Source organism: Bartonella sp. AP88XZML (assembly GCF_042195565.1).
Lineage (GTDB): Bacteria > Pseudomonadota > Alphaproteobacteria > Rhizobiales > Rhizobiaceae > Bartonella.
Genome location: NZ_JBHIOQ010000018.1, coordinates 1 through 17719 on the forward strand (window position 1 = coordinate 1; position 17719 = coordinate 17719).

Consider the following 17719-nt stretch of genomic DNA (forward strand, 5'->3'; position numbering starts at 1 on the left):
TGCCTATCAACATTTGATGTTTAATACCATTGAAGATGCTGATAATTTTACCGTTGATATGAAAAATCCTTCTCAATGGTTAGTACGCATTGGTGGACGTTTGACAAAAACCATTTCCACTGAAAACAGCCGTCCTATGTCTTTCTATGGAAAAGTAAACTTGATCAAAACCTTTGGTGATGATGGTACCATTCATATTGGCAGAGATTTTGACCTTGATCCTATGGGACCTGCAATTGAAGGCGGCGTTGGCATCAATGCGCAACTGTCTCACAATTTCTCGCTTCATGGTGATGTAAGTTATCAACAAAAGCTTCAGAAAACTGGTATAAGTGGTGCAAGCTTTTCAGGTGGTATACGCTATCAGTTTTAAATCAAGGCTGTAAATAGCCTATNGATCCGTGTTGGTGGACGTTTGACAAAAACTATTTCCACTGAAAACAACCGTCCAATGTCTTTCTATGGAAAAGTAAACTTGATCAAAACCTTTGGTGATAATGGTACCATCCAGATTGGCAGAGATTTTGACCTTGATCCTATGGGACCTGCAATTGAAGGCGGCGTTGGCATCAATGCGCAACTGTCTCACAATTTCTCGCTTCATGGTGATGTAAGTTATCAACAAAAGCTTCAGAAAACTGGTATAAGTGGTGCAAGCTTTTCAGGTGGTATACGCTATCAGTTTTAAGGAAAGGAAATTCTTCTCGGAACCTCTTATTTTAAGCAGAGCAGCCTGTGCCCTACATGAGAAGGAAAGCACATGTACAAGCGTATGAGACTGAAAAAAGTGTAAAAGCGAGCGTTGCTTTCCCGTTCGTTTGCACAGAAAGGCTGCACAACTCTGTATTGTGCAGCTTTTTTAATTTTCTATAATATTATGTAGCCCTTTTGTTGATATTACCTCTTGTAAATAAACCCTGCTTTTCTTTTCTGCTAAAGTCCTTTTTATTCCTTAAAGAAACCTCTTTCTTCTTCATGCAGTAGATGTACTAGCTTTTCTTTAAAGGAATTCCCTTCACCTCTTTACGGCAGAAGATCTGCTGCAAAATACCTTTTTGCGCAGAAAATCCAATCAGGCATAACAAACATAACACAATGCTTTGTACTCAATTTATCTAAAATGCTCAGGAAATCATAAAGAAGAGCTAAAGCTTTATCAATCATAATAAGTATTATTTAAGTATATACATAAATATATTTTAGATATACAGAAAACAAATATTAAATTTATTATGTGATTGAAATTATAATAGTTTATATTTAATAATTTGTTTTATAAATTATAAATTACATAGTTATTTACAAAATAAAAAACCATTTAATAAAAAATTATTATAGAATACAAGTAAATAATAAATTTAATATATAAATGTAAAAATAAATAAAGTATAAAATTATATTATATTTTATTATTAAATAATATTTTTTATTTAATAATAAAATTATATAAATACTTTATATAAAAGTTAAAATAATATAACCTCCCGATGAAAATTGTGTGTTCTTTATCCTTTTTATAAGCGGGGAGAGAATATGCGGAGGCTTATAAGTTAAGGAAAATCTTCATGTCTAAAAAATTTTTACTATCCTGTACAGCTGTTGCGACAATCGCGCTGTTTAGTGCTCATACTAATGTAAAAGCCGAAAAAATCTTAATGAATTTTCATGGAATAACTGAGGAAGCATCCAACTTCACTGTTGGCGGTATAATAGTGATAAAAGGTAGTGGAATAATTGGAAAAAATTTAGCAATAATTCACGACAGCAAAAACATGGAGGACGACTGGTTGAGCACTGTACGCATTATCGAACCTAATAGCTTTCTTGACTTATCAGAATCAACGATTAAGGCTAAAGAAATCGGTGTGATGGCAACAGACGGTGGTATAATAAAAATGAATGCAGTAGGTATTATTGCTCCTACAGTAGGCTTATTTCTCGAAGATAGCAAAAGTGATAAAAACAAGCTGAAAAATGTGACAATAACGAGCAGTAAAGATGACTTAATGGAAAAAGGAATAGCTCTTTATAAGGAAAGGAAAGTCATCTTGGAAAACGTAACAGTTACTCAAGCAAAAGTGGGTATAGAAGCGTTGGATAATTCTCAAACAACGGTATCAGGAGGATACTTTAATGCAAAAGAGCATGGAATATACGCTGGTACAGGCTCTACAATTACTTTAAAGAACAATGTTACAGTGTCCTCTGATGAATATGGCCTCAATGCAAATGGTGCACAATCCAAAATCACGATGATTGGGGAACTGTAACTGGGAAAAAAATGCATTAGTTGCAGCAAATAGTGGATATATTGATGGCATAGATACCACTCTAATGGCAGATGGCAATGGAAAAGGTGCATGGGCTAACGGCCCCAACAGTACAATTGAATTGCATGGCAATACAACCATTAAAGAGGCTATCATCGGACTTGAGGCAAAAGACAATGGTATCATCCAAATGACAGGAGGATCTATCACTGTTTCCGAGACAGGGGCTTCTTTTGAAAACAGCAAGAGTGACAACAACAAGTTAGAAAATGTCGTGATAACAAGCAGCAGCAATGATAAACCGATAACCACAGGTGTAAGTACTGATAAGGAAAGCACGATTATTTTAAAAAATATCACCGTTAAGAACGCACAAAAGGCTCTCTTGGCTAATGATAATTCCCAAATAACGGTAACGGACGGCGGTTCCTTTGGCGGTGAGGTACAAGCCAAGCAAGGCAGCACAATTACTTTAAATGATAATGTTATAGTAACATCTGAAAATAATGGGCTTCATGCAGATGGTGCACAATCTAAAATCACAATGACTGGAGGAACTGTAAAAGCAAAAGAAGCTGCATTTGTCTTAAAAGATGGCGGATATATTGATGTCACAGATATTTCTGCGAAAGCACAGTGCAATGGGATAAGCATTGATGACTCCAAAAACGATCAGACTTCAAGAATCAACCTGACCAATACAAACCTTTTTGTCGAAGATGGAACGGGTATTGTTGCCAACAATTCATCAAATGGTAAACTCAACCTCAAAGATTCAAAAATCAGTGCCGACAGGTTATTCGTGGGTATAACTCACGATACGCCAAAACCTGATCAAATCTTTACACTCACCGCAGAAAACTCTCTCTTACAGGGGGGAGTAAGAAATGACGAAAACAGCAGAACAACTTTCGATCTCAAAAACGATACAACATGGTTCGTAAACACTAGCACAAAAGAAAAAGATGATGCGGGCAAGTTACTTGATATTGCCCAAAGATCTCATTCTGATGTTTCTATACTTAATCTCGACAATAGTTCCATTGTTTTTCAACAGCCGACAGAAAACCATTATCATACATTGCATATAGGTTCTGGGAAACCAGACACGCAAGCAGTCTACAATGCTTCTGGTGACGCAAAGATTTCTTTTAATGTTGGATCTGTTGAGAGCTCTGATATAATCGATCAAAAAAATGATCGACTTCTGATCCAAGGAGATGTCTTAGGTACAACAACAGTTTATGTTATGAGTGATTTCAAAGATAGCAATAATATAACAGAAGCTTTTCACCCTTCTTCTAATACCAGTGGAGTTTCGCTCATTCAAGTTTCCGGGAAAGCAGATGAAAATTCCTTCAAATTAGCCAATGGTTATATCCAAGCAACTGGTTCACCTTATAAATATAGGCTTACCGCTTATGGACCAACATCCAGCTATGGTGCTGCAAATGAAACACTAAACCTGTTGGGAGAAAATGATAATTTCTGGGATTTCCGTTTGCAGAAATTTATTTTACCACAAGTAGCGAGCTATTTGGCCGTACCTAATGCTCTCTTCTACGCTGGTTTTATCGATATGGCTCAACAAAGTACTCTGTTAGCTGATCTGAGAACAACAGCTATAGGGATCGAAGATAACGTCAAAAAAAATGGATTCTTTCTCTCTTCCTATGGAAGTATCGCAACCCTATCGTCACAACAATATGGCTATAACACAAACATTCGCTATGCTGCTACACAAGCAGGTTTTACAGCTTCTGCACAAAAGAGCCAAAATACAATCCTATATTGGGGTCTTACCGGAACCTATGCTCAATTATCCCTCACCCCCCAAAATATAGAAGATGCAGACAAGAGTACGCTTAACAAATGGGCAGTCACAGCCTACAGCGGTATAGAGCATAATAGCGGTTTCTATATGGATACACTCTTCTCTTATGGGATCTGGAAAGGAAATATCTCTACAGCCATCGCTAACAGTACCACTAAAGTCGATGATATAAAAATGTTAATTGCCTCAACAACAATAGGTCAAAAATTCACAACGGGTATTAAAGCCCTCACGTTTGAACCCCAGGCGCAACTTGTTTACCAGCGTCTAATCTTTAATGCCTTTTCTAATGCTGATAATCTTAAAGTTGATATCGGTGAACCTTATCAATGGTTAGTACGCATTGGTGGACGTTTGACAAAAACTACTACCTCCACAGAAAAGAACCGTGTCATTTCTCTGTATGGAAAAGTGAACTTTCTCAAAACTTTTGGTGATGATGGTAAAGTACAGATTGGCGACACCTTTCCCCTTGATCCTACAGGATCTTCTATTGAAGGTGGGCTTGGCATCAATGCAAAATTGTCTCGCAGTTTAGCCCTCCATGGTGATATAAACTATCGAAAAAAGCTGCAAAAAACTGGTATATCCGGAACAAACTTTTCAGGAGGGATACGCTATCAGTTTTAAGGAAAGGCTGTAAATAGCCTATTCATTCTATTCAATTTAACAAAAAAGGCAGTATACATACTGCCTTTTTAATCTATGTAAGCTACTATTCTTATCCCCTGAAACTTTTTTCTTTTCTCCTCAATAATCTCCTTCCCTCCTATTTACACGAGTCACGCGGCATATTCATTATCGAATTTGTCTATAAAGCTAAGCAAAGTGTATTTTTAGATAATAAAAAGAAGACTACATTGGAAAAGATAATGATAAAAGAAACTCTCTCTTCATACCTTTTCTATGTTTATCCTCCTGTTTCTTCAATCCATTAGCTTAACAGCACCCTGTAAGGATTCATTTATATGTCCATGTACCGTTTTTAGGCAAACCATTTTGACAATGCTTATCCCTCTCATTCCATACAGTATATTGATTTATAAAGATAATTCTTTATTTTCCATGTTGAATGAGAGTCCCTAATATCGTAGGATTCTCTCATTTCAAACTTGTTTTATGTTGAATCAATTAAAAATTTTCTTGCACGTTACAAGCAGGGCTGGCGTGTGAAGAAAAGTTATATAAGAAAAACCTGAGAATTCCTCTCATGAACTGCCTCAAGTGCCAAGGGCTTGTCACAAAAACATTGGGAGCTGGCAAAGTGTGTGATGGGCTTGCTCTTTTATTAAGCGTAAAGGTATCGGCTTACTCCTTCGTAAGCGTAAAGATGATGGGACTCTATGGCTTTAACGTTATAGCATTCATGACCATCGTAGCAAAATGAGCTTTGGTACCCCTTAAGGAAAAGTCTCTTTTAAAGAAAGCCTGTGAATAGCCCCCTCATCTCTTCTTCTTATAGCAGAAAAAATTTGCTGATCGTTTTGGTTAGTGCATCAAATAATACATCTCAACACTATAGAGCTTTTATAGCGATTATCTTTAATAGACAATTTTTAAATATCATACTTCATAGTGCTTTTAGCATAAGCTTAACCAAGCTAGGTTTTATGAAATCCACTTTTCTCAACTTTTTATGATCATGAAAAAAGTTTTTCTGAAGCAAAACTTCAAATCATAGAGAACACCATCAATATAATTCGTTTTGTTATTTACAATAAAAACATAATGATATAGAAACTGTCTGGGTACTTGCGCCATCAGGGGAATGAAGTAAGCATCAAAGCATACCAAATACTAAAGGCATATCTATGTGTAAGAAATATATTTATAAGAAAAATTTTTTGTTATGTACAATTGCTGGAACTTTGATTTTTTCTCATTTCGGTTCAACTTATGCAAATACATTGGCTCCTGAAACTCCTGGAATTTTGGGGAAGATTGAATTAAATAAGGGAGAAGAAAAGACTTTAAATAATGTTCTTGTCCGCGATAAAGGACCTGGAATATTAGCGCATGATAAAGCAGCTATCACAATTGTAAAATCAACAATACACACGGAAATGTCTGCACTTTCTGTATCAACAGGTGGACGCATTCATGCTAAAGAAATTAAAGCAAATACAGTGTACAAAGGTTTAGAAACAAAGAATGGTATAATCAACGTTGAAGATTCAACCATAACCGTCCAACGAGGAGGTGCCGGTGGTATCGTTTTTTATGAAACAAAAGATTCTTCACTGAAAAGTGGAGAAAAAGTTGTCAATAAGGTTGTTCTTAGCAATACAAAACTTCTTGTGAAAAACGGTACCGGTATTCTTGGTCCCTACTGCTCAAGAGCCGTTGCTGAAGTTCAACTTAAAGACTCAGAAATTCGATCTGACGTATTATTGAGAAATAAAACGAAACGTAAATATTATGACAACGATACTCTTCCTGTAACTTTAGCATTAACCGCTGATAATTCAACAATAGAGGGACGAGCAAGAACTTTAAAAGTCAATACAACGGTTTTGACTCTGAATAACAAGAGCAAATGGTACTTAAAGACCTCTCAAGAGGAAGTCGATACTGACTTTAATGTGTTTAACTATGAGCTCAGTGATATTAAACAACGAGCCCTTTCTACCGTTTCAGTACTGAATCTTAATAATAGTTCTATCATATTTAAGACACCACAAGGGCGGGAAAAAGATCATTATCATACCTTGTATGTAGGGCGAACAGCTGAGGTTCGTAGACCTGAGGGAAGTACAATCCCCGATATAGAAAGCACTTATAATACAGTTTACAATGCCACAGGCGATGCAAAAATTTATTTTAATATTGAATGGAGTGATGGTCTAGTAAAAGAACAGCAAAAAGCTGACCGCCTCCTTATTCATGGTGATGTATCAGGCAGCACAACAGTCCATATCAAGAACCTTGCGAAAGGTGAGATATTAAAAGCTGAAGATTCTGTTTCCTCGAATATGCGTGGTCTTTCACTCATTCAAGTTTCTGGGAATGCAAATGAAGATTCCTTCAAACTTGCACACGGCTACACCACAATGGGGGGCTTGCCTTATAAATATATACTCAAAGCCTATGGTCCAACATCCAGCCATGGGACAGCCGATAGCACACAAAGTCATTTTAGCGGAATATCACAAGAATCAAAAGAAAATACCCTCAAAGACTACACAATCTACACGATATCAGCATTAGGAAAAATGATTGAAGGCGTTTCACCAAAAGAGAAAGAAGCGCAAAATACCGGTTCATCATCCCTTGGACAAGCAAACAACGCACAAAACATTTTGGAAAAAAATCAGAATTTCTGGGATTTTCGCTTGCAAAATGCGACTCTCGATAATGAAGGAAAGATCAGAGCTCTCGTTCCTCAAGTGGCAAGCTATTTGTCCATGCCTAACGCACTATTCTCAGCTGGACTGGCTGATATAAACAATCAAAACACTTTACTCAACTCGATACAGGAAAACACCTTTGATACAAAAGATCATAAAAACAAAGGAGTCTTCTTCTCGACTTATGGAAATAAGATGACATTATCCTCTCACCGTACGCCATTACAATATGGCTATGGTGCCGATATTCACTATGCAGCTTTACAGGCAGGCATTACATTAGCAGCTCTAGAAGATCAAAATATGACCACCAATTTTGGTCTTTTAGGGACATATGGGAAATTAGCTTTCACCCCTAAAGACATGGAAGGTGCTGACAAGAGTACACTCAATAAATGGTCAATTGCTGCATATAGTGGGCTGCGCCATAATAATGGGATATACATCCATGCACTCTTCTCCTATGAAATGCTCAAGGGAGATATCACCACAGCTCTCATAGGAAAGACTGCAGAATTGAAAAATGCTGATACATTCAGTGCATCAGCGACCATTGGACAAAAATTCGAAACCAGTAGGAAAGGATTGGTCTTTGAACCACAAGCACAACTTGTTTATCAACGCCTCATGCTTGGCACACTCTCAGATGTCGATGGCTTTGATGTGGATATGGGAAATCCTTATCAATACTTAGTACGTGTTGGTGGACGCTTAACGCAAACGAAGCTTTCTATTGAAAACGGCGGTACTCTTTCTTTCTATGGTAAATTGAATATTGTTAAAGCTTTTTCTAACAATGGTACGATACAGATTGGTGAACCATTCCACCTTGATTCTATGGGAGCTGCCCTTGAAGGTGGATTTGGTGTAAATGCACAATTATCACAAAATGTCGCCCTTCATGCTGATGTTAACTATCAATATAAGCTTCAAAAAACTGGTATATCCGGAGCAAGCTTTTCAGGCGGAATACGCTATCAGTTTTAAGAAAACGCAAAAAACAATTTATATTCTATTCATTTTAATAAAAGGCAGTACAAATATGCTGCCTTTTTACAATCTATCGGAAAGAAGCGTCAATAACGATTCTTTCTACCACCTTTCTTGAGCCAATTAATCTCACTCAAACCAAATGTAACAAAATCTGTTATCTCTGAATGAATACTGAATTCTCAAAAGAGCTGCCTTTTTGATTTATAAAAATCAAATGCTTTTAATAAATTTTTTTGTATTTTAAAACACGTAATAAATAATTCTCTGTGTAAGAAAATCAATTAAAAGCTTTTTGTAAGCACACAACAACAGCTTCTCCAAAAACTTTGTAGAGTTTCCATAACAACAGCCTTAAGCAACAAACATCCTTGCAAAATATTTTGTTTCTTAACACTTTTAAACGGAAGACTTATTAAATTAGCTTTTCTGCAATTCATAGTTGCTAACTGCAATCTCTATTTTAAAAACTCTTCTAAAATCATTTTTAAACGATAAAGAACAGGACGTAATATTTCGTTTTGTTGTTTACAATAAAAACATAATGATATAGAAACTGTCTGGGTACTTGCGCCATCGGGGGAATGAAGTAAGCATCAAAGCATACCAAATACTAAAGGCATATCTATGTGTAAGAAATATATTTATAAGAAAAATTTTTTGTTATGTACAATTGCTGGAACTTTGATTTTTTCTCATTTCGGTTCAACTTATGCAAATACATCAGCTCCTACAATGGTTATGGCTCGTGCGGATAAAGCAGGAGAAGAAAAAACCTTTAATAACGTTTTTATCCGCAGCGCATATACAACAGTGGTTGCTGATGACAAAGCCTTTATCACCATTACAAATTCAACAATGCGTTCAGACTCAAATTTATTTACCGCAACAACAGGTGGGCGTATTCATGCTAAAAAAACTGTAGGAAAATCAAATTCCCGTGGTTTAGAAATTTCAAACGGCATCATCCATATTGAAGATTCAATCATAAATGTTTCCGGACATCACAAAAGTCGTGGTATCCTTTTTGATTACATCCCAAGTTCCCAAGTAAAAGAGGGCGAAAAAGTTATCAATAAAGCAATTCTTACCAACACAAAACTTCTTGTTGAAAATGGTATTGGTATTCTAGGACCAGATTATGCAAAATCTGTTGCTGAGGTAGAACTTAAAAGTTCAGAAATTCGTTCTGATATATTATTAAAAAATAAAATCCCAGAAAACTCAAAAGATATCGATCCTCGCACTTTTATATTAAGCGCTGACAATTCGATTATAGAAGGACGAGCAAAGACTTTACCTCAAAATACAACGATTTTTACTCTCAACAATAACAGCAAGTGGTCCCTAAAGATTAGTCAATTTGAAGTAGACAAAGAATTTGACAGCTCTAAAGGATACTTGCTCACTGATATTAAACAACGTGCACAGTCTATTGTCTCAGTATTGAACCTTAATAATAGCTCTATTATATTTAATGCGCCGCATAAACTAGCAGACAATCAGTATCAAACCTTGCATGTGGGAAAACAGCCAACAGCTGAAGCTGCGAAAACAGAGCAAAACAGAAGCTCTGATGCAACAACGGTTTACAATGCATTGGGCAACGCAAAGATTTACTTTAATACCGAATGGAGTAATGGTCTTGTAAAAGAACAACAAAAAACTGACCGTGTTCTCGTTCATGGTAATGTCTCAGGCACCACAACGATCTATTTCAACAATCTTTCAAAGCGTGCAGAACCATTCGATAATGATGAAGTTTCAATTCCTTTGAATGCGCGTGGTCTCTCACTTGTTCAGGTGTCTGGAAAAGCAGAGGAAGCCGCCTTCACGCTGGCAAATGGCTACACTACAATGGATGGATTGCCCTATAAATATGTATTAAATGGCTATGGACCAACATCCAGCCGTGGGAGAGCTGACAAACAGCAAAGTCTCTTGCAAGAAAGTGAAGAGTTTTGGGATTTCCGTCTACAAAATGCGACTCTTGATGATGAAGGAAAAATCAAAGCTCTTGTTCCTCAAATGGCAAGCTATTTGGTTATGCATAATGCAATATTCTCCTCTGGCTTGGCTGATATAAACAATCAAAATACACTGTTAGATAATATGCACTCAACAGTTTTTGGATTAGAAGGTCATAAACAAAAAGGGATATTTTTATCGACTTATGGCAACAAGATGACGTTATCTTCCAGCCGTAGTCCATTGGAGTATGGTTATGGTGCTAATGTTCACTATGCTGCTATACAAGCAGGCATGACATTAACAACGTTAGAAAATCAAAATATAATCGCGAATCTTGGTCTTTTAGGCACATATGGAAAGCTCGCTTTTACGCCAAAGGACATGGAAGGTTCTGACAAAAGCATACTGGATAAATGGTCCTTTACGGTATATGGGAATCTCCATCATGACAATGGTCTCTATATTAATGCACTTTTCTCCTACGGCATTTTAAACGGACATATTACAACAGCCCTTATCGGCAACACCACAGAATTAAACAATACGGATACATTAAATATATCAGCTACCGTTGGACAAAAACTAGCAACTGGTGTTGAAGGGCTGTCTTTTGAACCACAAGTACAACTTATTTATCAACATATTGCCTTTGGCACTCTTTCAGATATTGATGGCTTCCAAGTTAATATAAAGCCCCCTCATCAATGGTTGGTCCGTATTGGAGGGCGTTTAACAAAAACAATACTTCCTATTGAAAAAGATCGTTTTCTTTCTTTTTATGGTAAATTGAATGTCATCAAAGCTTTTGGTGAGGAGCGCACTATCGATGTTATGGAATCTTTCCATCTCGATTCTATGGGCTCTTCCCTTGAAGGTGGACTTGGCATTAACGCGCAGCTTTCTAAAAATATCGCACTTCATGCTGACGTTAATTACCAACATAAACTTCAAAAAGCTGGGTTCTCTGGAATTAATTTTTCCGGAGGAATGCGTTATCGCTTTTAGAAATCTTAGCTCTCTATTTTGACGCATAAGCAGCGCTGAGATGAAAACAGTGCTGCTTAACTACATTACAAAAAACCGCAATGTGTCAAAAAGTGGTTCATTTTTAGCAAAACAAAGAAAATATCTTAAGGAACATCTCTATGCATAAGAATCTTTTGTTATGTACAGCCGCTTGTGCTTTATTTTTTTCTTCTTTTAACTTCACATCTACCAGCACCGCCTCTGCTCTAAGCCCCCAGGAACGCTATGCTATTGATTTAATAAACACACCAACACAAGCAGAAAAAAATCTTGAAAAGATAGCCTCTGGCGCCATGATGGAAGATAATTCGCACTTCAACCAAGCACTTGAAAATCATATGGATCGTGTAAGAAATACGATTAACAGCTCTTTTGCAGGTGCAGGTCGTTATAGTTCTGGTACACATATAAACGTGGTGAACCGCGAAATGGATAATATACGCGCCCAAGCCATGGCAAACAAACACCCTCTGGATATACAACATATGATGAAAGCCAGAGCATACCTTGAACAATTACGTCAGAACCGATTAAAAACAAGAGAAAATTTATTACGTGGCTACGATAAAGCAATTTCTGATGCCGTGCAAGCAGCAAAAATCCTTGATGCTGATAATCAACAGCGTGTTAATACCGCGCGCCAACAATGGGTGAGCCAAGACAATCATAATTGGTTTGAACTGCAAAATAAAGCAGAAATATTACATAAAGCAGCACAAGTGGATAGTGCTTTACAAGGACAAAACAAGGAACTTTCCAATACTTTACGCAAAGCAGTAGCAGTATTAGAGACTTTGAACAACGATGGAATAACTAACGTGAAGAAAAAAGGAGAGACAACCCCTCCTGCATCTGAAAAGAATAAACAACCTCTTATTGACTCCAGCACAGGACAAAGACGCGCTAGTGATAAATTACCACCCGCTCATGTTGCTGCCCAACACAAGGACAGTTCATTCACAAGAACAGATCATGGAATGAGACAGCCTAAAATAAATGAAAATTCGCAATCTGATATTGATCCCCAAACAAACACCACTTCCTCAGCATCAAAAACAACTCTTAATACATCAGCAAAAGCGCATATGAATTTGCTCCCAAAGGTTGGAAATACTGCTACCGCGGCTACAGAGAGCACCTCTAAACTTACAGATGATGATAAAGCAACTGCAACTTCTACTTCTCTTAATGGGACAGCAAAAAGAACAATTCTTACACCACAAGAAGAAAGCTCTTTAGTCATGCCTATCGCGATGTTTGCTGTTGGGTTTAGTGATGTCAACAATCAAAATATCTTGTTAGACAATATGCAAATAACAATGTTTGAGCCCAAAGATCATCCAGAAAGAGGCGTTTTCTTATCCTCTTATGGCAATAAAAGCACGTTTTCTTCCAAGGTTCAAGCAGAACAAGATGGTGTTCAAGCAGATATTCGCTATGCTGCATTGCAAGCAGGAGCAACATTAATAGCGCTAAAAGATCAAAATATCAGCAGCAACTTTGGTCTTTTCGGAACATATGGGAAATTATCTTTTACTCCTAAAAACAAGGAGAGCTTTCAAAAAAATATGTTTGATAAATGGTCACTCACCGCATATGGAAATATTCAGCATGACAGTGGCATCTATGCAAGTGCATTTCTCTCTTATGGAATTTTCAAAGAAAATCATGCTACAGCTCTCATTAAACATACCTCAAAAGTGAAGAATAGTAAAACATTAGGAGCCGCTGCAACTGTTGGTCAAAAACTGTCAACCAATTTGGAAGGTGTAATCCTAGAACCACAAGCACAACTTGTTTATCAACGTCTCATGCTTGGTTCTTTATCAGATAGGAGCTCTTTCTCAGATGACGATAACTCTAAAATAGACATAAGCAAACCTCATCAATGGTTGCTTCGTATTGGTGGACGTTTGACACAAAACAAAGGACATGCCCTTTCCTTCTACGGAAAACTGAACATGATCAAAACTTTTAGTGAAAACTTTTCGCTTGCTGCTATGGGATCTTTAATCGAAGGTGGTTTTGGTATTCAGGCGCACTTATCGCAAAATATAGAGCTTCATAGTGATATCAGCTATCAACATAAATTCAAAAAAGCTGGCATCTCTGCAATAAATATTGCCGCTGGAATGCGCTATCACTTTTAAAAATACTTGTATCCCTTATCTTGAAATACAAAGAGATCTCATTATGTTTCGTTTTGCCTCTTACAAAAGAGACATAATGAGGCCAAAGTTTTATTTTTTATGAAAGAGGGGAGAAATATTTTAGGAATACATCCATATGAAAAAAAGCTTCTTACTATACACAGTTTCTGGAATTCTGTTTTGTTCTTCCACCAGTATGTCTTATGCTATTCATAGTACAAATCCATCAACAACGATAGATTCTTCTTCTCTACAACCTGCTCGTGTCAAGTCACAAATAAATCTATCCGGAGTTTTTGATCCGTATAAAGATCCATATGATGGAATCGGACAAATTATGCCATCATATTCATATCCACCTTCAACATCTAGCTCTACAAGAACAATCATAACCCTTCCTCCTACAGGGAATAAAACTACAACGCCTACTTCTACAAGCACTCTACCTCCCAAAACACAACTTGAAGGAAATTCAGCTGGAAATATAATTTCTTCTTCAAAACAAAACTCTGATCTTGGTCAAGGAAGTACCCAAACACCAAAGACTAAAGTTACAGAAGGTGTACAATCTAACCCTACAACACAAAACACTCTTACACAATCTCTAACGACAGAAATAGCTTCAACAACAGGAATGAAAGCAAAATCTAGAAGACGTTCAGGGGCGCCCTCCTCTTCTGCAGACTCTTCCAGCGAAAAAACACTATCGAATTCTGCTGTGTCTTCACAGCCAGAACCTACACAACCTTCACCGAATTTACAACCAACACTTACAAAGTCTGAACCTACAAGCACGGAACCTACAAAACCAACAACAGAGCAAATACCAACATCTAATGAACCAGAACTCGCACAACCAATATCTTTAAGAGTAGAAACTGAAAAACCAGCATTACTGGTACCACCAAAATCTGCAAAACCAGCGCCAGTGCAATCTTCATATGCACAAAAAATATCTGAAAAATCAGAGATTGAAAAAACAATATCACCAATAAAACAACCTGAAAAGTCTACACAAATTGAGGATATAAGCGCTGGAGTTGAAGCTAAAAACGGTGAGATCATAACGCTACATAATAAAAAAATTCAAGACAATAGTTTTGCTGTACATGCAGAGGGAAATAATTCAAAAGTCAATATGATAGGGGGAACAGTTGATGCGCGTTTTGTTGCACTAAGCGTATCAGATGGTGGAGAAATTGATGCTACAGGCATTACTGTAACAGCAGAAACAGCTGGTTTGGTAAACATGGAGGGCACAATCAAACTTAAGGATTCAAGCGCACATGTCACGGGAAATTATGAAGCAGACGGTATTATTTTTCGCAACAATCCGTATAATGCCCCTAGAAAACGATATACACACAATGCTGAAAGGAACACCAATGCCGTTCAAGAACAAGATGTAGCCAATATTGCTGATAAAGTAACCCTAGAGAATACAAAGCTTTTCGTTGAACATGGTAGCGGTATCAACCTTTATGGAACAGGCATAAACGGGGAAGTCAACCTTAAAAATTCAGAAGTTCATGCCGATATTTTATTAAAAAATATCAAGAACGAAAGTGCCTCCACAAACACCATTACATTAGTTGCAGACCACTCTTCTTTAGAAGGTCGGGTAAGAACTTCTAAAGATAATAGAACAGTTTTTGATCTAAAAGAGAGGACGAAATGGCTTGTAAAGGCTAATAAAAATGCCACAAATAATGATAATATTTTAAATGACTATAGACAGTTTGGTGTTGATGAAAAATCATACTCTAATCTTTCTGAATTGCACCTTACAAACAGTGCTATTATGTTTGACAAGCCCATTGAGGGACATTATCAAACTCTGTTTATAGGACCTAATCTTTCGCAAGAAGACGAAACAACTCACACAGCAGCGGTTTATAGTACAGCGGGTCTTGCAGAGATTTATGTAAACACTCAATGGGATAAACATTCTCCTATAACGGAACAACAAACTGATCGCATTGTGATTAATGGTGATGTCTCAGGAAGTACTTTTGTGCACATCAATCTCCAAACCGATAGCTCTGCTGTTTGGGAAGAACGCATGGCGTCACTTCCTTTAGGGACACATGGGATTTCAATCATTCAAGTTTCCGGACAAGCGAATGAAAATTCCTTCACGTTAGCAGGAAACTATATGACAATAGGGAAACAACCTTATAAATATGTACTCACAGGCTATAAGCCTGGAACATCTCATGAGAGCCAAAATCTTTTTGGCAAGAAGAATAGTGATTTCTGGGATTTCCGCTTACAAAATGCCTACATTGATAAGGATAAAAAAGTTCGAGCCCTTTTACCACAGGTAGCAAACTATTTAACCATATCTAATACTTTATTTTCTGCTGGATTTACTGATGCAAACAATCAAAACACGTTGTTAGACAATATGCGAACAACAGTATTTGGGGCAAAAGACAATAAAAAGAATGGTATCTTTTTCTCTTCCTACGGCGAGAAGGTCACCCTATCTTCCAACCGCGATCCACTGCACTATGGTTATGGTGCTGATGTAAACTATACTGCCTTACAATTAGGGGGCATATTAGCCGCCTTAGAAAGCAAAGACATAAGCGCACATTTTGGTCTTTTAGGAACGTACGGAAAGCTTGCCTTTACGCCAAAAGAGATGCAAGATTCTGAAAAGACAACGCTTGATAAATGGTCACTTACCGCTTATAGCGGCATCCAGCATAGCAATGGTATATATGTCAACGCTCTTCTTTCTTACGGAACCTTAAAAGGAAATATTACCACAGCTCTTGTTGGGAATGCCGCAAAATTGGATGGTACCGAGATGCTTAATATATCTGCAACCATTGGTCAGAAATTAGCAACCGATACAAAAGGGCTTGTCTTTGAACCACAAGCTCAATTCATTTATCAAAATCTCATGTTTGATATTTTCTCAGATACCAATGGCTTAAAAGTAGACATGGGCAATCCACATCAATGGTTGATCCGTTTTGGTGGACGTTTAACAAAAACGATAATGGCTGTTGAAGAAAACAAGGCTGTTTCCTTCTATGGTAAAATGAATGTTATCAGAACTTTTGGCGATGGTAAAACAATAAAAATTGCTGATACCTTTCATGTTGATCCTACCGGCTCTTCAGTTGAGGGAGGCATGGGGGTGAATGCATATCTTTCTCAAAATATCGTACTAAACGCCGATATCAGCTATCGGCAAAAACTGCAAAAAGCCGGTGTATCTGGCACCAATTTGTCTGGCGGAATACGTTATCTTTTCTAAAGCAGAAGTTAATTTTAACTTAAATAAAAAAGGCAGCACAAAGTGCTGCTTTTTTATTTAAATTTATATATTTTTTAAATTCTCAAAAATCATTATCACATCAAAGAAGATTTTGACTTATAATATTTCTTTTGCATATTGAATAAAAGACTGAATACCATAACATTCTCTCATCAAAATACCCCATGCATAAAATTTTATGTCTTATATTATCACCACACCTCAAGCGATGATGTTTTTACAGCACAACAGAATAAGCATTCATGCCAATTTAAAAAAAGTCAGCCCCTTCTTCGCTGTGGACGCTCCATTTATTTTAGATGATGTACATTTAATATACCTGCTATAAAGACTAGTATCTGGTATAAATTCTTAAAGGCATGTTTTTCCTCTAAAATCTCAATGCTACAGCAGCTCCATTATAAGACAAGATATTGATTTATAAAGACAATTAATTGTTTTCCATGTTAAATGAGAATCCAGAATATCGTCAGATTCTTTCATTTTAGACCTGTTCTATGTTGAATCAACAAAAACCATATCTCTTACAAGTGACAAGGGGGAAGAGCCATAGGGATAAAAAACTATTAAGAAAGGATTAAAAATGCCTCTAATGAACTATCTCAAGTGCCAAGGGCTGGAGCAACATTGGGATCAAACAAAGAATATGATAGTGTTGAAAAATATAACAATATCAACTTGCTCTTTTATTAAGCATAAAGATGGTCGCACCCTATAGATTTTATATTATTTCCATGGAAACTTTCTTATTATACCATTCACAAGCACCGTTGCATCAAAGATGTCGTTGCGCCCCACAAACACCATCACGAAATAGACTTGAGGGCTTAGATATCTCT

Annotated in this window: 9 protein-coding genes; all 9 read left to right on the forward strand. The window is 36.9% G+C overall.

Annotated features, from left to right (window positions below):
- The coding region (locus tag ACFIK2_RS01345; protein WP_375676815.1) for an autotransporter outer membrane beta-barrel domain-containing protein at positions 1-373 on the forward strand (373 nt) is incomplete at its 5' end.
- Positions 374-688: an autotransporter outer membrane beta-barrel domain-containing protein gene (locus tag ACFIK2_RS01350; protein ID WP_375676834.1), complete on the forward strand. Its 315-nt coding sequence runs from the start codon at positions 374-376 to the stop codon at positions 686-688.
- A gap of 877 nt (positions 689-1565) precedes the next feature.
- Complete coding sequence (locus ACFIK2_RS01355) at positions 1566-2270, forward strand: right-handed parallel beta-helix repeat-containing protein (RefSeq protein WP_375676816.1); 705 nt, start codon at positions 1566-1568, stop codon at positions 2268-2270.
- 64 nt (positions 2271-2334) lie between these two features.
- Positions 2335-4734: an autotransporter outer membrane beta-barrel domain-containing protein gene (locus ACFIK2_RS01360; protein ID WP_375676817.1), complete on the forward strand. Its 2400-nt coding sequence runs from the start codon at positions 2335-2337 to the stop codon at positions 4732-4734.
- Between the two features lie 580 nt (positions 4735-5314).
- Positions 5315-5491 carry a hypothetical protein gene (locus ACFIK2_RS01365; RefSeq protein ID WP_375655308.1) on the forward strand — a complete coding sequence of 59 codons (177 nt, stop codon included), beginning with the start codon at positions 5315-5317 and terminating at the stop codon, positions 5489-5491.
- A gap of 424 nt (positions 5492-5915) precedes the next feature.
- Positions 5916-8438 (forward strand): autotransporter outer membrane beta-barrel domain-containing protein, encoded by a 2523-nt coding sequence (locus tag ACFIK2_RS01370; RefSeq protein WP_375676818.1) that lies wholly within the window; start codon positions 5916-5918, stop codon positions 8436-8438.
- Between the two features lie 630 nt (positions 8439-9068).
- On the forward strand, positions 9069-11417 hold the full coding sequence (locus tag ACFIK2_RS01375) for an autotransporter outer membrane beta-barrel domain-containing protein (protein WP_375634764.1): 2349 nt from the start codon (positions 9069-9071) through the stop codon (positions 11415-11417).
- Between the two features lie 140 nt (positions 11418-11557).
- Positions 11558-13588 (forward strand): autotransporter outer membrane beta-barrel domain-containing protein, encoded by a 2031-nt coding sequence (locus ACFIK2_RS01380; protein WP_375676819.1) that lies wholly within the window; start codon positions 11558-11560, stop codon positions 13586-13588.
- 136 nt (positions 13589-13724) lie between these two features.
- The gene (locus tag ACFIK2_RS01385; RefSeq protein WP_375676820.1) at positions 13725-16859 is read left to right on the forward strand and encodes an autotransporter outer membrane beta-barrel domain-containing protein; all 3135 of its coding nucleotides are present in this window, start codon (positions 13725-13727) and stop codon (positions 16857-16859) included.
- The last annotated feature ends 860 nt before the right edge of the window (positions 16860-17719 follow it).